At 63.7% G+C, this 22,652-nt stretch carries 21 protein-coding genes; 17 read left to right on the forward strand and 4 right to left on the reverse strand.

Annotation, left to right across the window (positions count from 1 at the left end; translation table 11 throughout):
- Window positions 1-51: 51 nt before the first annotated feature.
- Window positions 52-2,670, reverse strand: a complete 2,619-nt coding sequence (hrpB, locus tag RQ479_RS18660) for an ATP-dependent helicase HrpB (RefSeq protein WP_376702147.1) — start codon at window positions 2,668-2,670, stop codon at window positions 52-54.
- A gap of 73 nt (window positions 2,671-2,743) precedes the next feature.
- Window positions 2,744-3,634, reverse strand: coding sequence for a DMT family transporter (locus tag RQ479_RS18665; protein WP_376702148.1), 891 nt, complete (start codon window positions 3,632-3,634; stop codon window positions 2,744-2,746).
- Between the two features lie 27 nt (window positions 3,635-3,661).
- On the opposite strand from RQ479_RS18665, the gene RQ479_RS18670 reads away from it, so the two are divergent.
- The 14 genes from RQ479_RS18670 to dhaK all read left to right on the forward strand — a co-directional run bounded on the left by RQ479_RS18670 (window position 3,662) and on the right by dhaK (window position 16,371).
- Window positions 3,662-4,351, forward strand: coding sequence for a PIG-L deacetylase family protein (locus RQ479_RS18670; protein WP_376702149.1), 690 nt, complete (start codon window positions 3,662-3,664; stop codon window positions 4,349-4,351).
- Window positions 4,352-4,563: 212 nt separating this feature from the next.
- Window positions 4,564-5,895 (forward strand): ABC transporter substrate-binding protein, encoded by a 1,332-nt coding sequence (locus RQ479_RS18675; RefSeq protein ID WP_376702150.1) that lies wholly within the window; start codon window positions 4,564-4,566, stop codon window positions 5,893-5,895.
- 112 nt (window positions 5,896-6,007) lie between these two features.
- Window positions 6,008-6,955, forward strand: a complete 948-nt coding sequence (locus tag RQ479_RS18680) for a carbohydrate ABC transporter permease (protein ID WP_031211681.1) — start codon at window positions 6,008-6,010, stop codon at window positions 6,953-6,955.
- Window positions 6,952-7,902, forward strand: coding sequence for a carbohydrate ABC transporter permease (locus tag RQ479_RS18685; protein ID WP_376702151.1), 951 nt, complete (start codon window positions 6,952-6,954; stop codon window positions 7,900-7,902). The genes RQ479_RS18680 and RQ479_RS18685 overlap by 4 nt, the downstream gene beginning before the upstream one ends.
- Window positions 7,899-8,099 carry a hypothetical protein gene (locus RQ479_RS18690; RefSeq protein ID WP_023717960.1) on the forward strand — a complete coding sequence of 67 codons (201 nt, stop codon included), beginning with the start codon at window positions 7,899-7,901 and terminating at the stop codon, window positions 8,097-8,099. Before RQ479_RS18685 ends, RQ479_RS18690 begins: the two co-directional genes overlap by 4 nt.
- A 3-nt stretch (window positions 8,100-8,102) precedes the next feature.
- On the forward strand, window positions 8,103-9,215 hold the full coding sequence (locus RQ479_RS18695) for an ABC transporter ATP-binding protein (protein WP_376702152.1): 1,113 nt from the start codon (window positions 8,103-8,105) through the stop codon (window positions 9,213-9,215).
- Window positions 9,208-10,221 carry an ABC transporter ATP-binding protein gene (locus tag RQ479_RS18700; RefSeq protein WP_376702153.1) on the forward strand — a complete coding sequence of 338 codons (1,014 nt, stop codon included), beginning with the start codon at window positions 9,208-9,210 and terminating at the stop codon, window positions 10,219-10,221. The genes RQ479_RS18695 and RQ479_RS18700 overlap by 8 nt, the downstream gene beginning before the upstream one ends.
- A gap of 67 nt (window positions 10,222-10,288) precedes the next feature.
- Window positions 10,289-11,932 carry a dihydroxyacetone kinase subunit DhaK gene (locus RQ479_RS18705; protein ID WP_376702154.1) on the forward strand — a complete coding sequence of 548 codons (1,644 nt, stop codon included), beginning with the start codon at window positions 10,289-10,291 and terminating at the stop codon, window positions 11,930-11,932.
- A gap of 81 nt (window positions 11,933-12,013) precedes the next feature.
- A complete protein-coding gene (dhaL, locus tag RQ479_RS18710) occupies window positions 12,014-12,616 on the forward strand; it encodes a dihydroxyacetone kinase subunit DhaL (RefSeq protein ID WP_376702155.1) in 603 nt (200 codons plus the stop codon).
- On the forward strand, window positions 12,613-13,002 hold the full coding sequence (dhaM, locus tag RQ479_RS18715; protein ID WP_352448466.1) for a dihydroxyacetone kinase phosphoryl donor subunit DhaM: 390 nt from the start codon (window positions 12,613-12,615) through the stop codon (window positions 13,000-13,002). The genes dhaL and dhaM overlap by 4 nt, the downstream gene beginning before the upstream one ends.
- Before the next feature lie 22 nt (window positions 13,003-13,024).
- Window positions 13,025-13,327, forward strand: a complete 303-nt coding sequence (locus RQ479_RS18720; protein ID WP_292659371.1) for an HPr family phosphocarrier protein — start codon at window positions 13,025-13,027, stop codon at window positions 13,325-13,327.
- Window positions 13,311-14,927, forward strand: a complete 1,617-nt coding sequence (gene ptsP, locus RQ479_RS18725; protein ID WP_376702156.1) for a phosphoenolpyruvate--protein phosphotransferase — start codon at window positions 13,311-13,313, stop codon at window positions 14,925-14,927. Before RQ479_RS18720 ends, ptsP begins: the two co-directional genes overlap by 17 nt.
- Before the next feature lie 8 nt (window positions 14,928-14,935).
- Window positions 14,936-15,358 (forward strand): hypothetical protein, encoded by a 423-nt coding sequence (locus RQ479_RS18730; RefSeq protein ID WP_376702157.1) that lies wholly within the window; start codon window positions 14,936-14,938, stop codon window positions 15,356-15,358.
- A 26-nt stretch (window positions 15,359-15,384) separates the two neighbouring features.
- Window positions 15,385-16,371, forward strand: coding sequence for a dihydroxyacetone kinase subunit DhaK (gene dhaK, locus RQ479_RS18735; protein ID WP_376702158.1), 987 nt, complete (start codon window positions 15,385-15,387; stop codon window positions 16,369-16,371).
- Window positions 16,372-16,446: 75 nt separating this feature from the next.
- On the opposite strand, the gene RQ479_RS18740 is transcribed toward dhaK, so the two are convergent.
- Complete coding sequence (locus RQ479_RS18740) at window positions 16,447-17,394, reverse strand: IS110 family transposase (RefSeq protein WP_376702159.1); 948 nt, start codon at window positions 17,392-17,394, stop codon at window positions 16,447-16,449.
- Window positions 17,395-17,688: 294 nt separating this feature from the next.
- On the opposite strand from RQ479_RS18740, the gene RQ479_RS18745 reads away from it, so the two are divergent.
- Window positions 17,689-18,637 (forward strand): IS630 family transposase gene (locus tag RQ479_RS18745; RefSeq protein WP_376702160.1). Its coding sequence is split into 2 segments (ribosomal slippage): window positions 17,689-18,024 and window positions 18,026-18,637, totalling 948 coding nucleotides; the frame shifts between segments, so codons are not numbered across the junction.
- A gap of 231 nt (window positions 18,638-18,868) precedes the next feature.
- On the opposite strand, the gene RQ479_RS18750 is transcribed toward RQ479_RS18745, so the two are convergent.
- The gene (locus tag RQ479_RS18750) at window positions 18,869-19,666 is read right to left on the reverse strand and encodes a DUF2259 domain-containing protein (protein ID WP_376702161.1); all 798 of its coding nucleotides are present in this window, start codon (window positions 19,664-19,666) and stop codon (window positions 18,869-18,871) included.
- A 172-nt stretch (window positions 19,667-19,838) separates the two neighbouring features.
- On the opposite strand from RQ479_RS18750, the gene RQ479_RS18755 reads away from it, so the two are divergent.
- Window positions 19,839-21,746 carry a propionyl-CoA synthetase gene (locus RQ479_RS18755; RefSeq protein ID WP_376702162.1) on the forward strand — a complete coding sequence of 636 codons (1,908 nt, stop codon included), beginning with the start codon at window positions 19,839-19,841 and terminating at the stop codon, window positions 21,744-21,746.
- A 192-nt stretch (window positions 21,747-21,938) separates the two neighbouring features.
- Entirely contained in the window at window positions 21,939-22,640 is a 702-nt protein-coding gene (locus RQ479_RS18760) for a metallophosphoesterase family protein (protein WP_376702163.1), read from the forward strand.
- Window positions 22,641-22,652: the final 12 nt, after the last annotated feature.

Here is a 22,652-nt window from a genome sequence, read left to right on the forward strand (position 1 = left end):
CCGAAAAACCGCCGAAGTTGGCCTTCGGTTCGGGATGACAGCCTAGAAGCATCAGGTACCGCGCGGCTTGGCGCGGCTGGTGGCGGCGGCGAGAAGCGGGTTCTCCGGCCAGACATGCCTGGGATAGCGGCCGCGCATGTCTGCCCGCACATCGGCCCAGGAGCCGCGCCAGAACCCGGGAAGGTCGCGCGTCGTCTGGATCGGCCGATGCGCCGGCGACAGCAATTCGAGCGTCAGCGGCACAGTGCCGTTGGCTATCGCGGGATGCCGGTCGAGGCCGAACAGTTCCTGCACGCGGATCGCCAGCACCGGCCATTCGCCGTCATAGCGGATCGGTAGCCGGCTGCCCGACGGCGCGTCGAAATGGGTCGGCGCCAATGTGTCTATCTTGCGCTGCAATTCGTGCGGTACCAGCGTCATCAGGCCTTGCGAAAGCATGCTGGGATCAATCGCCGCAAAGGATGCGGCACCGGAAAGGAACGGCAGCAGCCAGTCGTCGAGGCGCTCGACGAGCGCGGCATCGGAGACATCGGGCCATGGCGCGCCGAGGCCGCGATGCAGCCAGCCGAGCCGCTGTCGCAACGTCTCCGCCTCCCTGTTCCACGGCAACAGCGACAGGCCGTGTTCGCGCAAGGCGTCGAGGATGGCGCGATCCGCGTCGGCACCGGTCGGCGCCGGCAGCATGCGTTCGGACAGCGTGATGGCGCCGAGGCGAACCGCTTCGCGCACCCGCACCGCGCGCCTGTCGCGGTCGAAGCTTACCTCGCGGCGGGTCTCGATCTTCTCCGCCAGCGCGGTACGAATATCGGTCTCATCGATGGCTGCCGCCGCGGTGATGCGGGCGTTCTGTGCCTTGCCCTGCAGGTCGGCGACGACGAGCCAGGTCTCGCCGGCCAGCGGATCGGAGGCGTCGAGCATGGCGCCCGAGCCGTTGGCAAGCACGAAGCGGCCACGCTCGCCGCGCGCCCTGGCGACCCGATCCGGCCAGGCATGGATGAGGAGAGCGCCGGCGGTGCTGCCCTCCCCCTTGAGGGGGTCCGAAGGACGGGCGAGACCCGCGGCTCGCCCCGGCGCGTCGATCCGCGTAGCGGATCGGGGTGGGGTCGGGTCGGGCACGCCATCGGCGACCCCACCCCGTCTCCCTCGCTTCGCTACGCTTAGCTCGCTCGCCGACCCTCCCCTCAAGGGGGAGGGTGAAGCCTGCTTTGCCAACCTCTCTGCAAGCTGGCGGGCAGCGGTGGCACGCGGCGATCTTTCGGCGTGAAAGCGCATCAGCCGCCGTTCGAGATCGGCACCGTCGCCGCCAAGGCCGCGCTCGGTCAATAGCACGGCGAGCATCGCCGCCTCGAGCGCCTGTCCGGTCCTTGCCGCCTCGGCGACCATGTGGGCGAGCCGAACCGGTAACACCAGCCTGCGCATCGCGGCACCGGCCTCCGTCAGGCGTCCTGCCGCATCGACAGCATCGAGCGCGCGCAGCAGTGCCCTCGCCTCGGTGAGCGCCGGAGCCGGCGGGGGGTCGAGGAAGGACAGGCTGGTCGGATCGGCGACGCCGAACGCGGCGCAATCGAGCAACAGGCCGGAAAGATCGGCTTCGAGGATTTCCGGCGGCGTGAAGGCCGGCAGTGCCGCCGTCTGCTCGGCCCGCCACAACCGGATGGCGACACCGGGCTGCGTGCGCCCGGCACGGCCGGCGCGCTGGTCGGCGGAAGCGCGGGAAGCACGTACCGTCTCCAACCGCGTCAGGCCGCTCGCCGGCTCGTAGCGCGGCAGCCGCGATAGGCCGGAATCGATGACGACGCGCACGCCGTCGATGGTGATGGAGGTTTCGGCGATCGACGTCGCCACCACCACCTTGCGGCGGCCGGGCGGCGCCGGCTTGATCGCCGCGTCCTGCGCCTTGTTGTCGAGCATGCCGTAGAGCGGCACGATGTCGGTGTCGGCGCCGACCTTGCCCGCCAGCCGATCGGCGGTGCGCTCGATCTCGCGCTGGCCGGGCAGGAAAGCGAGCACGCTGCCCTCCTCCCCGGCAAGCGCCGAGCGGATCGCCCTGGCCATCGCATCCTCGATGGTGACGCCGGCCAGCCGCTCGTCATAGCGGATGTCGACCGGGAAGGCGCGGCCTGCGCTCTCGATCAGCGGCGCGCCGGACAGCAATTTTGCGACACGCGCACCGTCGAGCGTCGCCGACATCACCAGCAATCTGAGTTCGGGCCTCAGCGCACTTTGCACGTCGAGCGCCAGCGCCAGCCCGAAATCGCCGTCGAGCGAGCGTTCGTGGAACTCGTCGAACAACACCGCCGCGACACCGGGCAGCTCGGGATCGTCGAGGATCATGCGAGACAGCACGCCTTCGGTGACGACGAGAATCCTGGTCTTTGCGGAAGTGCGGTTTTCCATGCGCATGGCATAGCCGACGGTTTCGCCGGGCTCTTGGCCAAGCAATTCGGCCATGCGGCGGGCGGCAGCGCGGGCGGCGAGGCGGCGAGGCTCGAGCAGAATGATCTTTCCGGCGCCGAGCCATTCAGCGTCGAGCAGCGCCAGTGGAACCAGCGTCGTCTTGCCGGCACCGGGCGGCGCCACCAGCACGGCGCTGTTACCATGGCCGAGCGCTTCATTGAGCGCCGGCAAGACAGCGGAGACCGGCAGTTCCGGCAAAGGTTTTGTGGTCATTGTCCCAAGGTGCAGCCAGTTGGCAGCGACCGCATATCAGCGGTGGTGGTCGCGGCGCAACCTCGGCGCCGACTCAAAGCCTGGTCCGCGAAAACGGGTTCCAGCGCACGGTGCCGAGCCGCACCTCCTCGCGCACCATCGTCAGCAGACCGGAACCGCCGACCACGGCCAAGCCGACCAGCGACAGAAAATCCGGGTATTCCCTGAAGAACAGCGCGCCCAGGACCACGGCCCAGACGATTTGCGAGTAATGCGTTGGCGCGATGCGGTTGGCCGGTGCGTATTTGACCGCCAGCAGATGCAGCAGCTGGCCGCCGGCGGTGGAGGCGCCGGCGAGCACCAGCCACGCCCATTGCCTGCCATCCGGCAGCGAGAACGAGGTGGCCGCCGCACCGACGCCGTTGAAGAGCAGGCCGTAGCCGATCAGCACGCCGAGCATCGTCGTGCGCTTTTCCTGCGCGGCGAGCGAACGCATCAGGATGACGTTGGTGGCGGCCAGGAAGGCGATGATGAACGCCGCCAGATGACCAAGATGCAACTCGCGAAACCCAGGCCTGACGACCAGCATGACCCCGGCAAAGCCGGCGACCACCGCCAGCCACCGCCATGGGCCGACCTTCTCCTTGAGGACCAGCGTGGCCAGGATGGTGACGAATAGCGGCGCCAGGAAGATGAGCGCATAGACTTCTGCCAGCGGGATGGTGGTGAAGGCGTAGACGCTGAGCACGCCGGAGGCGATGCCGGCCCAGGCGCGGGCCTGTACCGCCCAGGGCCGGGTCGTGCGCCAGAAATCGCGCCAGCGCTCGCTTGGCGGCCTGGCAAAGAGCAGAAAGCAGCCGGCAAACAATGTCGAGAAGAAGCCGATCTCGAAGACGTTGAACTGCCCGCCCAGGCTTTTGACAACGGCGTCGCTGCACGAATAGCTTGCATAGGCGATGAGAGCGAGCAGAATTCCGTTGGGCACGTTTTTCCGTTTCCGGGAGAGATGAGAGTGAAGATACTGGCGCTTGGCGCGCATCCGGACGACATCGAGATCTTCATGTTCGGTACGATGGCGGCCTATGCCGCGCAAGGCGCAGAACTCTTTTTTGCCATAGCCACGGATGGCGCCAGGGGCGGCTACGGCGATCCGGCCGCGCTTGCCCGCGCGCGCCGCAGGGAGGCGACGGCGGCGGCCGGCCTGCTTGGCGTGACGCCGCGCTTCCTCGACTTTCCCGATGGGGCGCTGGTGGCGGATGCCGCGCTGATCGGGGCGCTGAAAGCGTTGATCGGCGAGATAGGGCCGGATCTGGCGATCACCCATGCGCCGAACGATTATCACGGCGACCATCGCGCGCTGTCGGACGGCGTGCGCATAGCCGCGTCATTCTCTGTGCCGGTGCTGCACGCCGACACGTTCGGCGGCACCGGGTTTTCGCCAACGCACTATGTCGATACCTCCAGGCATTTCGATCTCAAGGCGGAGGCGATCCGGGCGCACCAGTCGCAGGATCCCGAGCGTTTCGTCGATGCGGCGCGCACGCAGAACGCCTTTCGCGCCGGCCAGTGCAACGGCCCAGCCGGATCGTTCGCCGAGGCCTTCCGCTTCGAGCCGGTCTTCCCCTTCGCCGATATCCGCGCGCTGCTGCCGCCGGCCCCAGTGATCCGTCCGGTGGCGGTCAGCAACAAGACGGTGACCTAGGCAGGTCGCCGCAACCTCTCACGTTGCTTTCCTATCCAGCATGCTGCGATGCAGCAACGAATTCGCTTGCCTTGTTTAGTAAAAATTGCATCACTAAACAAATTACTAAACATCCGGTGCGCCGTCGCGTCGTTGTGTTTGGGCCCCGGAGGAGGGGTTTAGCGGGCTCTTGAAACCGTCATCCGGACGCGTTTCGCAAATGGGAGGAAGGCATGAAATCGACCTTGAAACTGACGTTGGGACTGGCCTCGACACTCTTTGCGTCGACAGCCGTTTCGAACGTCGCGCACGCAGAAGATCTGACGCTTTGCTGGGCAGCCTGGGACCCGGCCAACGCGCTTGTGGAATTGTCCAAGGACTTCACCAAGGAAACCGGCATCGGCATGAAATTCGAATTCGTGCCGTGGACCAACTATGCCGACCGCTTTCTCAACGAGCTGAATTCGCACGGCAAGCTGTGCGACCTGATCATCGGCGACAGCCAGTGGATCGGCGGTGCCGCCGAGAACGGCCACTACGTCAAGCTGAACGACTTCTTCGACAAGGAGAAGATCAGCATGGACGATTTCGTGCCGGCGACCGTCGTCGGCTACTCGGAATGGCCGAAGAACTCGCCGAATTACTGGGCGCTGCCGGCCATGGGCGACGTTGTCGGTTGGACTTACCGCAAGGACTGGTTCTCCAAGCCGGAGCTGCAGAAGGAATTCAAGGAAAAGTACGGCTGGGATCTCGGCCCGCCGACGACCTTCGACCAGCTGAAGCAGATCGCCGAATTTTTCCAGAAGCGCGAGATCGACGGCAAGACCGTCTATGGCGCGTCGATCTACACCGAGCGCGGCTCGGAAGGCATCACAATGGGTGCCATGGACGTACTCTACAGCTTCGGCTTCCAGTACGAAAACCCGAAAAAGCCCTACGAAATGGAAGGCTTCGTCAACTCCGATAAATCGGTAAAGGGCCTGGAATTCTACAAGGCGCTCTACGATTGCTGCACCCCTCCCGGCGCCTCGAACAGCTACATGGGCGAAGGCGTCGATGCCTTCAAATCCGGCCAGGTGGCAATGCACATGAACTTCGCCTTCACCTGGCCAGGCCTGCAGAAGGACGAGAATGTCGGCGGCGACAAGATCGGCTATTTCGTCAATCCCAAAGGTCCGGACGGCGACCAGTTCGCCCAGCTCGGCGGCCAGGGCATCTCGGTGGTCTCCTATTCCGACAAGCAGGAAGCCGCGCTCAAATACATCAAATGGTTCGCCAACAAGGACGTGCAGTCCAAATGGTGGTCGCTCGGCGGCTATTCCTGCCTCAACGCGGTCGTCAAGGACCCGGCCTTCCCGGCCAGCCAGCCCTACGCGCAGACCTTCCTCGACTCGATGGCCATCGTGAAGGACTTCTGGGCCGAGCCGAGCTATGCGCCGCTGCTGCAGGCATCGCAGAAGCGCTTCCACGACTATGTCGTTGCCGGGCAAGGCTCGGCCAAGGATGCTCTCGACGGCCTCGTCAAGGACTGGACCGAGGTCTTCCAGGACGACGGCAAAATGTAACCGGCTCCTCCCGAGCCCATGACCGAACCGTCCCGTGCCACCCTTGGCACGGGACACAGTTCAGATAAATTCCATTGTCGAGACGAGCCAAGTGACCGAAGCAGGACTGACCATGCTCAATCGGACGGCGGACAGCGTTGCCCGGGCTACGCCCGAGCCGTTGGCCCGCAAGGTCCGGGGCATCAGCGACAAGGGCCTCGCCTGGCTGTTCATCTCGCCGACGATCCTGTTGCTTCTCGCCATCAATATCTTCCCGCTGTTCTGGGCGATCTATCTGTCCTTCACAAACTTTCGCGCCAATCGCCCCAACGAGGTGGTGAAGAACCTCGGGCTGGCGAATTACAAGCGCATCCTCGCCGACCAGGACATCTGGATCGCCATGCAGACGACGGCGCATTTCGTGTTCTGGACCATCCTGCTGCAGACGTTGATCGGCTTCACGCTGGCCTGGCTGATCGACCGCAAGTTTCGCGGCCACGCCTTCTGGACGACCATCATCCTGGTGCCGATGATGCTGTCGCCGGCGGTGGTCGGCAATTTCTGGCGCTTCCTCTACGAGCCGCAGATCGGGCTGTTCGCCTACGCCGTTTCGTTCGTCACCGGCATACCAGCAACCGAAATCAGCATGCTCTCCAACGTGTCGCTGGCGCCATGGTCGATCATCATCGTCGACACCTGGATGTGGACGCCTTACGTGATGCTGATCTGCCTCGCCGGCCTGCGCTCGATCCCCGAGTACATCTACGAAGCGGCCGAGGTCGACCGCGCCTCCAACTGGCGGCAGTTCTGGTCGATCACACTGCCGATGGCGCTACCCTTCATCATGCTGGCGGTGCTGTTTCGCGGCATCGAGAACTTCAAGATGTTCGACATGGTCAATTTGCTCACCGGCGGCGGGCCGGGATCGACCACCGAAGTGGCCTCGATCACGCTGAAGCGGCAGGCCTTCGAAAGCTGGCGGACGGGCTATTCCTCGGCCTTCGCCATCATCCTGTTCGTCGCGGTGTTCGGGCTGGCCAACATCTACGTCAAGGCGCTCAACAAGGTGAAGCAGAGATGAGCCTGACGTCAGCCCATTCCGTTGTCGCGCCGTCGGCCACGTCGAAGCGCGTCGCCGGCACGATCATCGTCGCCTACGCGCTGATCTCGATCGTGCCGCTGCTGTGGATCTTCGCCACCAGCTTCAAGACGCCGCCCGATTCCATCGCTTACCCACCGAAGATCCTGTTCCAGCCCAGCGTTGAGGGCTACTGCAACCTGTTCACGACGCGGACAAGGCAGACGCCGGAATACATCAACTCGCTGGGGCCGGCGACGGGCCTTTGCGACGAGACGGTGCGCAAGCGCAACATGGTGATCGCCGGCCCGTCGAACTTCATGCCGCGCTTCGTCAATTCGCTGATCATCGCCTTCGGCTCGACCTTCTGCGCGGTGTTCCTCGGCACCCTGTCGGCCTATGGTTTTTCGCGCTTCAAGGTGCCGCTCGCCGACGACCTTCTGTTCTTCATCCTGTCGACGCGGATGATGCCACCGATCGCCGTCGCGATTCCCATCTACCTGATGTACCGGGAGCTTGGCCTGTCGGACACGGCGCTCGGCATGATCCTGCTTTATACGGCGGTCAACGTGTCCTTGGCGGTGTGGCTGCTGAAAGGCTTTATCGACGAGATCCCGCGCGAATATGAAGAAGCGGCGATGATCGACGGCTATACGCGGCTGCAGGCGTTCTGGCGCACCGTGCTGCCGCAGGCGACCACCGGCATTGCCGCAACCGCCATATTCTGCCTGATCTTTGCCTGGAACGAATATGCCTTCGCCGCGCTGCTGACTTCGGGCACGGCGCAGACCGCGCCGCCCTTCATCCCGACCATCATCGGCGAAGGCGGCCAGGACTGGCCGGCGGTCGCTGCCGGCACGTCGATCTTCCTGGTGCCGATCCTGGTCTTCACCATCCTGCTTCGCAAGCAATTGCTGCGCGGCATCACCTTTGGCGCGGTGCGCAAATGAACCTGACCGCAAAACGCAAATCGCGCTGGCCCGTTTGGGCCAGGCGCGGGCTGATGGAAAACGTCGCCACCGCGATCATCGCGATCGGCTTCCTGATGCTGTTCCAGCCCTTCGCACTGGCGCTCTACACCTATTCCTTCATCACCATGCTTGCCGGCACGGCGATGTTCATCATCGTCTCGAAATTTCCGGAGTAGACGATGGCCGAGATCAGGGTCGAACATCTGAGGAAGGCATTCGGCGATTTCGTCGCCGTGCAGGATTCCAACTTCGTCGTCGAGGACGGCGAATTCTTCGTCATGCTGGGGCCGTCGGGCTGCGGCAAGACGACGACGCTTCGTATGATCGCCGGGCTCGAACTGCCGACCGGCGGCAAGATCCTGCTTGGCGGCGAGGACGTCACCATGCGGCGTGCCCGCGAGCGCGACATTGCCTTCGTATTCCAGCTGTTCGCGCTCTATCCGCACATGAATGTGAGGAAGAACATCGGCTTTCCGCTGCTGGCGCAAGGCATGCCAGGCGCTGAAATCCGGAGCCGAGTGGAAGAGACGGCGAAGCTTTTGCGGATCGACCATCTGCTTAACAAATCCGTCTCCGGGCTTGCCGGCGGCGACCGCCAGCGCGTTGCGCTCGGCCGCGCCATCGTGCGGCGGCCAAAGTGTTTCCTGATGGACGAGCCGCTCGGCACGCTCGACACCGAATTCCGCGATTTGATGGTCCATGAGCTGCGCGAACTGCACAACCGCATCCACGCCACCACCGTCTATGTCACGCACGACCAGATGGAAGCGATGTCGATGGCCGACAAGATCGCGGTGATGAACCATGGCGTCATCGAACAATTCGGCACGCCGCGTGAGATCTACGACCGGCCGGCGACGATGTTTGTCGCCGACTTCATCGGCTCGCCGCCGATGAATTTCCTCGGCTTCGGCGGCGGGCTTTCAAAGGGCACCAGGGAAATTGTTGTGCAAGGCGCGAAGGTGGCCGTGCCGGAGGTGCGCGAGGATATTGCGCCGGCCGAGATGGCGCTTGGCATCCGGCCGGAGCACATCCGTTTCGATGATGCTTCAAAGCTGCGCGGCGCCATTTATGGCGCCGAATATCTCGGCACCACGCAGATTGTGGCAGTGGAGACGGCAGACGGCATCATCAAGGCCAGGGTGCCGGCCGAAATCCGGCTCAATCCGGGCGACCATGTGGGCCTGGCGCTGAGCAGCGCGCGGCTGTCGCTGTTCGCAAAAGGATCCGGCCGTGCGGTGCGCACCGAAATCCATGACTCGGCCTCCCAGGGGAGAGCGCATCATGGCTGATGTTCACATCAAAGGCGTGACCAAGGTTTTTGGCGAGCATGTCGCCGTCGACAATCTCGACCTGCATATCGCCGACGGCGAATTCGTCGTGCTGCTCGGGCCGACCGGTGCCGGCAAGACGACGACGCTCAGGCTGATCGCCGGGCTGGAGCGGCCGGAAGCGGGCTCGATCCATATTGCCGGCCACGACACGACGACGCTGTCGCCGGCCGAGCGCGACACCGCTTTCGTCTTCCAGCAATATTCGCTCTATCCGCATCTGTCGGTCTACGACAACCTCGCCTTTCCGCTGCGCTCACCGGCGCGGAAAATGCCGGAGGACCAGATCCGCCGCCGCGTCGAGGACGTGGCCAAGATGGTGCGCATCCACCACAAGCTGAATAATCGCTCGACCAAACTGTCGGGCGGCGAGATGCAGCGCGTCGCCATCGGCCGCGCTCTGGTGCGCAAACCGTCGATCTACCTGATGGACGAGCCGCTGTCGTCGCTCGACGCCAAGCTGCGCGCCGATCTCAGGCTCGAGCTGAAGCGCATCCAGGCCGAACTCGGCGCCACAATGCTCTACGTCACACACGACCAGATCGAAGCGATGACCATGGCCGACCGCATCGGCATCCTCGCCGACGGCGTACTGGTGCAGATCGGTTCGCCGCGGGCGATCTATTCTGAGCCGGCAAACCTTCACGTCGCGGCAAGGCTCGGCCAACCGGCAATCAATTTGTTGCCGGTCGGACTGCTGCCGGATGGCGGCGCGCCGGCGGGAACAAAGACGATCGGAGCGCGCACCGAACATCTTTCAATCGAGAAGGCGGCGAACGGCCATGCCGACGGCGTCGTCGATTGGGTCGAGCATCTCGGCGACCAGAACCATCTGCACGTGACGGTCGGGGGCAGGAAGCTGGTGACGCTGACCGACCCCGACACCGACCTGGCGCAGGGCGACAAGATCATGATCCGCTATCGCTCGCCGCTGTATTTCGGCGCCGATGGGCGACGGCTGATGTGAGCGCTGCGCGAGTGTTTTCCTGGCACCTTTCAACCGGCAATTTCGGGCACCGGACTGGACCAATTCGATGAAGCATTTTTTCAATCGCAGGGATACGATCGTAACTGAGGCCCTGGACGGCTTTCTTGGCACGACCGGCGCCGGCGATCTCGCTCGCCTCGACGGCTATCCCGAAATCAAGGTCGTCCTCCGTGCGGACTGGGATAAGAGCAAGGTCAGCATCATCTCCGGCGGCGGGGCCGGGCACGAACCCGCGCATGCCGGCTTCGTCGGCGTGGGCATGCTGACGGCGGCAGTATCAGGCGAGATCTTTGCTTCGCCGAGCGTGGAAGCGGTATTGGCCGCCATCCGCGCGGTGACCGGTCCCGCCGGGTGCCTGCTGATCGTCAAGAACTATACCGGCGATCGCCTCAATTTCGGCTTGGCCGCCGAGAAGGCGCGCGCCGAAGGCTTCCGCGTCGAGATGGTGATTGTCGCCGACGACATTGCCCTGCCTGACATTGCCCAGCCGCGTGGCGTTGCCGGCACCTTGTTCGTGCACAAGATCGCCGGCCATCTGTCGGAAGCCGGCGTCGATCTGGCGACGGTTGCCGCGGCGGCGCGGGCCGCGGCGGTGGAAATCGTTTCCCTCGGCATATCGCTGTCATCCTGCTCGATCCCCGGCCAGAGCCATGACGAAAGATTTGGCGCCGACGACGCTGAGCTCGGCCTCGGCATCCATGGCGAACCGGGCGTTGAGCGGATTGCGGTGCAAAGTGCCGAAAGACTGGTCGCGATCATGTCGGAGCGCCTTGCCGCGCGGCTCGATCCCGCCAGTGACTACGCCTTGCTGATCAACAATCTCGGTTCGGTGCCGCCGTTGGAAATGTTACTTGTCGCCAATGCGGTATTGGCTTCACCGCTGGCACAAAAGGTGACGCTGACGATCGGGCCCGGGCAGCTTATGACCGCGCTCAACATGAACGGCTTTTCCCTGTCGCTGATCCGGCTCGATGCGCCGCGCGAAGTAGCCTTGCGGGCGCCGGTAGGGCCTCACGCCTGGCTGCCGGCAAGAGCCGTTCGCCAAGCCAGCGTCGTGCCGATGGCCAAAGCCGCCGGCCCGAACAACGCGTCGAAAGCCAGCCAGGACGCACGCACCGACCGGTTGGTTGTCGCGGTCTGCGAACGGCTGATCTCGCTTGAAGGCGCGTTGAACGGACTGGACGCCAAGGCGGGAGACGGCGACACCGGATCGACTGTGGCGGCCGGTGCGCGCAGCGTGCTTGGCCGCATTGCGACACTGCCGCTCGCTGACCCTGCCGCAACGCTCGCCGCCGTCGGCGACATCCTGAGCGCCAGCATGGGCGGCTCTAGCGGCGTGCTGTTGTCGATCTTCTTCACCACCGCCGCGCAGGTGCTGGAGTCTGGCGAAACGCTTCCCAAGGCGCTTCTCGCTGGCCTGGATCGGATGTCCTTCTATGGTGGAGCGAGGATCGGCGATCGCACGATGATCGATGCCCTGGAACCCGCCTTGAGGGCGCTGGATAGGGGGGGTCTGGAAGATGCGGCGGTCGCGGCTCAACGCGGAGCCGAGGCCACCGCTGCCATGCGCAAGGCCAAGGCCGGGCGGTCCGCCTATATTGGCAGCCAGCTCGACGGCGTGGTCGACCCCGGCGCCTTTGCCGTCGCCGAGGTCTTCACTGCCCTCGCTGCGTTGCTCGAACCCGCTTGACTGGGGAAAAGAATGCTTCAATTGCCGGATATGCAATTTTCTCGTACTGCCGGCAGCGCAGGGGCCAGGAGCATGGGCGATATGGCGGCAGCGGATCTTTCCAGGCTGATCGAGGCGGCGGCAAACACCATCGCCGCCCATGCCGAAGAGCTGACCGGGCTCGACCAGGCGATCGGCGACGGCGACCATGGGCTCAACATGAAACGCGGCTTCGAGGCAGTGCGGGCCGAGGCCGGCGCGTTCGCGGCAAAGCCATTGCCCGAGGCGCTGAAGGCGATCGGCACCAAGCTGGTGATGACGGTCGGCGGAGCCTCCGGTCCCTTGTTCGGCACGCTGTTCATGGCGCTCGGCAAGGAGATTTCCGCCGCGCCGGATCGCGCCAATCTGGCGGCGGCCTTCGGCAAGGCTATCGAAGCGGTGGCCGCCAGAGGCAAGTCGCAGGCCGGACAAAAGACCATGTTCGACGTGCTGCAGCCGGTGCATGAGGCCCTGCTGCAGGGAAAGACGGCAGCGGACATCGTCAACATTGCCGACAGTGCAGCCGAGGCGACCGTGCCGATGAAGGCGCTGCGCGGGCGCGCCTCGTTCCTTGGCGACCGTTCGATCGGTCATATGGATGCCGGCGCACGCTCGACCGCGCTTCTGGTGCGGGCCGTAGCCGAAGCAATCGAGAGGCGCGCATGAGCAATGTCGGAATCGTCATCGTATCGCATTCGCCGCTGGTCGCCGAAGGCACCGCCGACATGGTGCGGCAGATGGTCGGCAACGAAGTGCCGCTTGCATGGTGCGGCGGAAACGGCCATGGCGGGCTGGGAACCAATGTCGAGGCGATCATGGGCGCCATCGACAAGGCCTGGTCGGAGGCGGGTGTCGCGATCCTCGTCGATCTCGGCGGTGCCGAGACCAATAGCGAGATGGCGGTCGAGATGATCGGCGAACCACGCGCCCAGAAGATCATCGTCTGCAATGCGCCAATTGTCGAAGGCGCGGTGATGGCGGCGACCGAGGCTTCCGGCGGCGCCTCGCTCAGGGAAGTGGTGGCGACGGCGCACGAACTGTCGCCGTCGTGAATGAACGGGAATTTTGACAAGCATGTCCGCAGCAGCCGAAGCCAGCGTCCTGATCACCCATGAGGTGGGACTGCATGCGCGTCCTTCGGTGAAGTTCACCAAGCTTGCCAAGACGTTTTCGGCCGACGTCGAGATTGCGCTCGCGGCCAACGGGCCGTGGCTCGACGCCAAGAGCATCGTCAAGGTAATGGCTGCGAAAGCGCCGAAAGGTACTGTCCTGCATATCAGAGCCAGAGGGGACGGCGCCGGTGAGGCGGTCGGCGCGCTGGTCGAGCTGGTGCGGCGCGATTTCGACGAAGGCAAGGACCATGCCCGAACCGCTTAGGCTGCAGGGCATTTCGGCATCGGCCGGCTATGCCGAGGGGCCGCTGTTCGATCTGGACCAGGCTGCTGTGCGTTATGTCCGCAAGGCGACTGCCGCGGACGAGAAAGCGGCGCTTGAGGCCGCCATCTCCATTGCCGCAGGCCGGCTCGCGACATTGATCGAAACCAGCGACAGCGAGGCGGCCGGGATCCTCGAATTCCAGCTCGCCATGCTGGAGGACGACGCGCTGACCGGCCCGGCTTTTTCGCACATCGCCGAGGGCATGGCTGCTGATGTGGCTTGGCGAACAGCGCTCGACGCCGAGATCGCCGGCTACGAAACATCCGACCAGGACTATTTCCGGGCGCGCGCGGCCGACATGCGCGATATACGCGACCAGGTGCTACGCGCGCTGACCGGGGGCGGCGACATTGCCGCACCGGCGGGTGCGATCTTCTACGGCGAGGATATCGCACCGACGCGCTTCCTCGAAACCGACTGGAGTGCCGGCGGCGGCATAGCACTCACGGCCGGAAGTGCTGCAAGTCATGTCGCAATGCTGGCACGCTCACGCGGCGTGCCAATGGTGGTGGGGCTTGGGCTCGTGGCGCGTGGGGTGGCCGGGCCTGGTGCTTCGTCGGCTCACCTTGCCGAAATCGCTCTGCTCGATGCCGAACATGGCGGCATCGTGTTGGCGCCTTCAAAAGCGGAGATCGCCATATTCCGGCGATCGTCGTTGTCTTTCGCAGCGCATCGCGGCAAAGCGGCAGCCTATCTTACAAGACCGGCGGCGACGAAGACCGGCATAGCGATCCGGGTGCAGGTGAATATCGCCGATCCGTCCGATGTCGACGGCATCGATGTCGCGACGTGCGACGGCGTCGGGCTGATGCGGACCGAATTTCTGTTCGGCAAGACGCTGCCGGACGAGGAGACGCAGTATCGCGCCTACCGCAAAGTGCTGGAATGGGCAGGCGACAGGCCGGTGACGATCCGTACCGTCGATGCAGGCGGCGATAAGCCTGTGCCGGGCCTGACCGTCGAGGAAGGTAATCCATTCCTTGGCCTGCGCGGGATCAGGCTGTCGCTGGCGCGCCCAGAGGTCTTTCGCGTGCAGATCCGCGCCTTGCTACGCGCCGCCATGCACGGCAATCTGAAGGTGATGTTCCCGATGATCGCCGTTCCGGAAGAGTATGAACGCGCCACCGCGCTGTTCGCAGAGGAGCGGGCTGACCTTTTGGCGCGCGGCATCGCGCAAAAAATGCCGCCGCTTGGCATCATGGTCGAGGTGCCTTCGGTGGCGATTGCGCCGGAGGCATTCGCCAAGGCCGCCTTCTTCTCGATCGGTTCGAATGATTTGACCCAATACGTAATGGCTGCCGCTCGCGACAACATTTCGGTCGCACATCTGAATTCCGTCAGGCACCCGGCCGTGCTCCGGCTGATCGCCTCGGTTGCTGCCTTCGGCCGTGAGCATAATATGCCGGTCAGCCTGTGTGGCGATGCCGGCGGCGACCCCGCCTCGATCCCGGCCCTGCTCGAAACCGGCCTGCGTGACCTCTCCGTCGCTCCCGCCCAACTCGCGATGGCCAAGGCGGCCATCGCGGACGTTTCGATCTAGGCCCCGGCATGGCAGACAAGGCGTCGCAATCCGGCCCCGAAGAGGCGATCCGCGGCTACAAGACGATCCTGTCGAAGGTGATCGACCAGCGCCCGTCCGGCATGCGCCAGCGCCTCGCTGATGCGCTGGGCAAGCATCGCAGCTTCGTCACGCAGATTTCCAGCCCAGCGTATTCGACACCAATTCCGTCAAAGCATTTGCCGGCTATCTTCTCCGTCTGCCATTTCAGCCCGGCCGAACGCGATCATTTCCTTGAAGCCTACCATCGGGCGCATCCGGGAAAGATGTCGCTGGCCGCAGGCATGCGCAAGACACGCCATGTCTCGCTGATCGTTCCCGATTTCGGCGACGACAAGCAGAACGCGGCGCTCGACCGGGCGGTCAACGATTTCATCCAGAAGATCACCAGCATCGCCGGCAAGGGCAGCTGACGCTGGGCTATTTCGGGAGGACAGCCATGAAGAAATTTCTGAATTCCGTCGATACGGTGCTGACCGAGAGCCTCGACGGCTTCGTTGCCGCGCATGCCGACATCCTGGCGCTCGGCGAGGAGCACAAATTTGTCCGCCGTAGGGTGCTCAAGCCGGGCAAGGTGGCGCTGATCTCCGGCGGCGGCTCGGGTCACGAACCGCTGCATGGCGGGTTCGTCGGGCACGGCATGCTGGATGCCGCCTGCCCCGGCCAGGTATTCACCTCGCCGACGCCTGACCAGATGATGGCGGCGGCTGAAGCCGTCAATACGGGCGCCGGCTGCCTGTTCATCGTCAAGAACTACGAGGGCGACGTGATGAATTTCGACATGGCCGCTGAAATGACGGCAGGCGTGATGCAAATCGTGACCAATGACGACGTCGCGGTCGAAAACTCGTCCTACACCACCGGCCGGCGCGGCGTCGCCGGTACGCTGGTGGTCGAGAAAATCGTCGGCGCGGCAGCCGAACAAGGCATGCCACTGGAGTCTTTGAAGGCGTTGGGCGAGCGCGTCAACGGCGCGACGCGTTCGATGGGCGTGGCGCTGACCAGTTGCACCGTGCCGGCGGCGGGCAAGCCGACCTTCGACATCGGCGACGGCGAGATGGAGTTCGGGGTCGGCATCCACGGCGAGCCTGGGAAGCGGCGCGACACCTTGAAGAGCGCCGATGCTATCGCCGAGGAGATCTGTACCGCAATCCTGGGTGACCTGGGCGACGGTGCCAGAGGCCAGGCGCTGCTCTTCGTCAATGGCTTTGGCGGCACGCCGTTGATGGAGCTTTATCTGATGTACAATAGCGCCCGCAAAATCTTCGAGAAGCACGGCGTGACGGTGGCCCGGTCGCTGGTCGGGTCCTATGTGACCTCGCTCGACATGGCCGGCTGTTCGATCACGCTGAGCATGCTCGACGACGAGGCGGCTGTTTGGTGGGATGCGCCTGTGCACACCGCCGCGCTGCGCTGGGGCATGTAGCGGCGGAGAATGCCCCAGAAATAGTCGGTGATAAGACCGACAGCAGCAGCGTGGTGCCTAGAGTATCCGTCTTGGTCAAGGACTCGATGGGGCCCATTTTCGGTCGTCGCTGATTAGAGTGTTTGCGAGGACGATGAGCTTTCGCATGATAGCGGTAATGGCGACTTTTGGTGGTTTGCCGCCGGCTCTGAGGCTTTCGTATTTTACCTTGAGTGGTTCGTTGAAGCGGGTGGCGACGAGGGCCGGCATATAGAGTGCCTGCCTGAGGGTTTGCCGGCCGCCCTGGATGAAGCTCTTACCCTTCCATTGGCCGGATTGGCGATCAACCGGTGCGAGGCCTGCGAGACTTGCAGCCTGCTTGTTGGCAAGGGTTCCCAACTCCGGCATGTCAGCGACGAGGGCGAAGGCGGTCGCCTCGCCGAGCCCCGGAATGCTGATGAGAATGTCGAAGCGGCGGCTGAGATCAGCTTCGCTGGCGATCCGGATACGGCATTCGGCGTCGATCGCCGCGATCTGGGCGGCGATCTGTTTCAACCGTTGCTCGGCCTGGCGCTTCAAAAGCGGGATGGTCAACGACTTTTGTCGGTTCAATGTGGCGGTGCGGTCCTTGATCAGCGCTCGCCGGGTGGCGACCAGTTCGCAAAGCGTATCAAGGGTCTCGTTGCGGATCGGTCGGATCTGCGGCGTCATCAGCGCTCCGAAGCGAGCCAGCATAGCGGCGTCGATCCGGTCGGTCTTGGACAACTGGCCGGCGGCCTTTGCGAAGGCGCGCGTGTGCTGCGGGTTCATCTTGACCAATGGCAGGCCCTTGGCACCCAAGGTGCGCTCGAGCAGCCGGTGGTAGGCGCCGGTTGCTTCATAGACGATACGGGTGGGCGTCAGTTGCGCCAGCCAGCGGATCAGCTCGCGCAGGCCATTAGCGTCGTTGGCATATCGCCGCTCCGTCCCTTCCGGCAGGAGATGGACGTCTAGGCGATCTTTCGAGATGTCGATTCCGAGCGTGCGTGCTATGATTGCGGTCATCTTTTCCGTCCCGTGCTTGTCATCCGGGCCTGGAAACCCGGCTATCCGTTCAGGCCTCATGGAAAAGAGAGGGGCGATCATCCTCTAGCTCGGTCCATCACGACCGGCGGTTCATCGATCCCACCCCTCCCGCCGCCTGCGGGTGGTGAAGGCCCGCAGGCGGCAACCCACTTTGGCCTCGAAACAACCGAAAGTCATAAGACAAGCGGTTCCTGATTTGACGGAATCGAGAGGGATTCCGGATCAGTCGGTTTTGTGATTCAAGATGCTGGCTGGAGTGGAGGCCAGCATCTGATGACGCGACCTCTTTCGGATGATCTTCGCGAACGTGTTGTAGCGGCGGTTTTGGGTGGCGAGAGCCGCCGGTCGGCCGCGAAACGGTTCGGCATTTCGCTTTCGGCGGCGGTGAAGTTGTTGCAGCGCCATCGGGCGACCGGCTCAGTTGCGCCTGGCAAGATGGGCGGACATCGCAAGAGGGTGCTGGAGCCGCACCGTGCCTTCATCGAGGCGCGTATACGTGAGACACCGCATCTGACGCTGCACGGTTTGAAGGATGAGTTGGCCGCACGCGGGGTCAAGGTCTCGCACAACGCGGTGTGGCAATTCCTGCGCCGCGAGGGGCTGAGCTTCAAAAAAAACGCTGTTCGCCCTTGAGCAGGCACGCGCCGATATTGCCCGCAGGCGTCAGCGATGGCGCTCCTGGCAGGCCGGCCTCGATCCGCAGCATCTGGTCTTCATCGATGAGACCTGGATCAAGACCAACATGGCTCCGCTGCGCGGTTGGGGGCCGAAGGGCAAGCGGCTGCGCGGCTTGGCTCCGCACGGCCACTGGCGCACGCTGACTTTCCTTGGCGCGCTGCGCTGGGATCGGCTCGCGGCACCTTGCGTCTTCGACGGCCCGATCAACGGCCAATGCTTCCGCGCTTATGTCGAGCAACAGCTCATCAGCGTCCTGAAACCCGGCGATATCGTCATCATGGATAACCTGGGAAGCCATAAGTCGGCCGCCATCAGACAGATGATCAAGGCCGCCGGCGCTAGGCTTTGGTATTTGCCGCCCTACTCTCCCGACCTCAACCCGATCGAGCAGGCCTTTGCCAAGATCAAGCACTGGATGCGCCAAGCCCAGAAGCGCACCCTCGAGGACACTTGGCGCCACATCGGCCACCTCGTTGAAACGATCGAGGCAACCGAATGCAACAACTACTTCGCAAACGCCGGCTACGCTTCCGTCAAAACGTGAAAGACTCTAGCCAGACTGTTGCCCTCCTCACCCTGCGTAAGATAAAGAATCGGCGGGTTTGGGGAGTGGAGCATGCGTTACAATTGGGATCGGGCGCCGACGGGTTTCGAGCGCCACGGAAAGATGCTGGCAGCCGCCTTGCTGATCGCCGGTGGGGTCGGCCTTATGCTCGCTGCCCTCCCGCTCTAGGGACAACAACTCGGGTAGCGGACTACTTCTCAGCGCGTTGCCTCAGCGCGCCTGGCCAGTCACGGCGATGAAACGGCGGTCGCGCCCTTCAAATCCCTGACTGAAGCGCTGCACGAGCACGACAAGCACGCCCGGTTTTCCATCCGGGGTGAATGCGTAAGATTCCGACAGGCTGTAGGAAGTCGGGCAATTCCTCGAACCGGGCACCGCCTTGTCCTCATGGAGCAGCTTGATCGGCTTGCCGTCCTGACCCTGCAGCGTCAGGCGAAAGCCGAGCGCCTTGCCGATCGTCTCGCCTTGCTGCGTCCCGTCGAAACTCGCTGAACAATCCGCAGTACTATCGGCAAGGATCTGCTCGAGCTGGATGGTCGAAATGCCAAGCTCGTCATAAGCCGGCGAAAGCCATTTCTGCGAAACCTGCTCGAGGCGCGCAATGTCGTTGTAGGCGACCAAGTCGTCGGGAAAGGTGAATTTGTCTAAGCCCGTCCGCTCGCCGCGCGGCGCTATGGCGTATTTGGCCAGCAAGGGCGCCGCCTGCGCCGCGGCACGCTCCCGCGCCTGCGCAAGCGTCAGTGTCGCATCCTCCGTCTCGTCGACGATGACGATCGGCTTACCGCCGACGAACTCATCGGTGCGCGTGTCGATGATGTCGATCTCCGACCAGCCCGAATCCGAAGCACCGGCATCGAGCGTGCCGTACTGTTCGAAGGCGAAGTAGTTGCCGTCTGGCGAAAAGCCGATGACACGCCGGGCCGCCGCGTCGCCGGCCTGAGCAGCTGAAGCGAGCACCAACGCCAGCGTCGCAACCGCGGCAAATTCAAGCCCGTATCGCAGTTTCATCGCGCCCTGCCCCCAATGTCGAAAATTCGGCCGATATCAGCCCCGCAGACCACGACGACCCTGCGTTTGCGGCCGAATTAGAACGACGGCAAACGAAAAGCACAAATACATGGTTACAGAAAGCAGCATACGCTATTTCAAGGACAGCAAACATTCCTGGGGAGGAAGCTGGATGGCGTCACGCTACCATGAGGTCTATGACGACTGGAAACGCGACCCGGAAAAATTCTGGGCCGATGCGGCGAGTGCAATCGACTGGTTCTCGCCCTTCGAGACCGTGTTCGACGCGAATGCCGGCGTCTATGGCCGATGGTTCAATGGCGCCTCGTGCAACACCTGCTTCAATGCCGTCGATCGTCATGTGACGGGCGGTCGCGCCGACCAGATCGCGTTGATCCATGACAGCGCGATTTCCGGCACAATCACGAAATTCACCTATGCCGAGCTGAAGCGGGAGGTGGTCGCGCTGACCTCGGTGCTCAAGAATCGCGGCATTAAGAAGGGCGATCGCGTCATCATCTACATGCCGATGGTGCCGGAAGCAGCCTTCGCCATGCTCGCCTGCGCGCGGATCGGCGCAGTGCACTCGGTGGTCTTCGGCGGCTTTGCCTCGCATGAGCTCGCCACCCGCATCGACGATGCCAAGCCGAAGCTGATCATCTCGGCGTCCTGCGGCCTGGAGCCAGGGCGCGTCGTTGCCTATAAGCCGCTGCTCGACAAGGCGATCGAGATGTCGCGACACAAGCCCGAAAGCTGCCTCATCCTGCAGCGCGATCAACTGCGCTGCGAGCTCAGGGAAAACTACGACATCGACTATGCCGACGCCGTGGCGCGCGAGCGGGCCGCCGGCGCCAATGTCGACTGTGTTCCGGTGCTTGCCACCGATCCGCTCTACATCATCTACACGTCGGGCACGACCGGCCAGCCGAAGGGCATCGTGCGCGACAATGGCGGCCATATGGTCGCGCTGAAATGGTCGATGGAAAACGAGTTCGGCGTCAAGCCGGGCGAAGTGTTCTGGGCGGCTTCCGATGTCGGCTGGGTAGTCGGCCATTCCTATATCGTCTATGGCCCGCTGCTGCATGGCTGCACAACGATCCTGTTCGAGGGCAAGCCGATCGGCACGCCCGATGCCGGCACCTATTGGCGTGTGATCGCCGAGCATGGGGTCGTCGCGCTGTTCACCGCGCCAACCGCCTTCCGCGCCATCAAGGGACAGGATCCGAAGGGCGAATTCGTCCCGAAATACGATCTGTCCAAATTCCGCACGCTGTTCCTCGCCGGCGAGCGCGCCGATCCGGAAACCATCAAATGGGCGGAGCAGAAATTGAACGTGCCGGTGATCGATCATTGGTGGCAGACGGAGACCGGCTCGCCGATGACCATCAACCCCGCCGGACTGGGCCTGTTGCCGGTCAAATACGGCTCGCCCGGCGTGCCGATGCCCGGCTACGATATCCGTGTGCTGGACGATGCCGGGCATGAGGTCAAGCGTGGTACGCTTGGCAATGTCGTGGTGAAATTGCCGTTGCCCCCCGGCTGCCTGCCGACGCTGTGGAATGCCGACGAGCGGTTTCGCCAAGCCTATCTCGAGGAGTTCCCCGGCTTCTACAAAACCGCGGATGCCGGCATGATGGACGATGACGATTATCTCTATGTCATGGCCCGCACCGACGACATCATCAATGTCGCCGGCCACCGGCTGTCGACCGGCGCCATGGAGGAGGTGCTGGCCGCGCATCCCGACGTTGCCGAATGCGCCGTCGTCGGTATTGCCGATGCTATGAAAGGCCAGGTTCCACTCGGCTTCGTCGTGCTGAATGCCGGCGTCGACCGCGACGCCGGCATCATCGAAAACGAGGCGGTCACGCTGGTGCGCGAACGGATCGGCCCGGTCGCTGCCTTCAAGACGGTGGTGACGATCAAGCGCCTGCCGAAGACGCGCTCCGGCAAGATCCTGCGCGGCACCATGCAGAAGATTGCCGACAAGGAGGAATGGGCCATGCCGGCAACGATCGACGACCCGGCCATCCTCGACGAGATCACCGCCGCGCTGAACCGCCGCGGCATCGGCCTGTAGGGACGCCGAAGCCGAGTTGCGTCCGAAGCTCCGGTATGGAACGACCGGCGCCGGACATGGTATCCACGCGGTGTGTCGCCATGTTGTTCCGAAATCGAGGCGCACCCACAGCCATGCGAGATGCCATACGTGACCCTGTTCCAGCGATCGAGAAAGCCCCAGGCCGCGGCGCGCCAGCGGCTGGAGATCGATATGCGGGGCACAGTCGTCTATGCGATCGGCGACGTGCATGGCTGCTACAAGGAACTCCGCGCCCTGGAGCAGAAGATCCTGCTCGATTCGGCGCCCTTCGAAGGGCGCAAGCTCATCATCATGCTTGGCGACTATGTCGATCGTGGACCCCAGTCGGCGCGTGTGCTCGATCATCTGCTGGCGCCGCCGCTCCATGGTTTCCAGCGCATCTGCCTTGCCGGCAATCACGAAGTCGTGATGCTGAACTATCTCGACGGGATCATTTCGAGAGAGTCGTGGCTGGCGATAGGTGGCCTGCAAACGCTGTTTTCCTACGGCGTGGATCCGTCGCGCATGGCCGATCTCTACGGTTCAAGCGAGGAGGTCGACAAGCGCATTCGGGAAGTCATTCCAGCCGACCACATTAGCTTCATGCGCGCGCTGCCGGTCATGGTCTGTTCGGCGAAATTCGTGTTCGTTCATGCCGGCATCAGGCCCGGCATCGACCTCGCCGCGCAGGACGAGGACGACCTGCTGAATATCCGTTCGGACTTCTTCGACGCTGCGCATCTTCTCGACCGCTATGTCGTGCACGGACATACGCCGGTCGAGTTTCCGAAGCTCGAGGGACGCCGGCTTGGCATAGACACCGGCGCCTTCCAAAGCGGCCAGCTCACCGCCCTCAGGATCGTGGACAACCGCGCCAGGTTGATATTTTCCTGAGCGCGATATCGT

The sequence above is a fragment of the Mesorhizobium sp. ISC25 genome, from assembly GCF_042295465.1.
GTDB lineage: Bacteria > Pseudomonadota > Alphaproteobacteria > Rhizobiales > Rhizobiaceae > Mesorhizobium.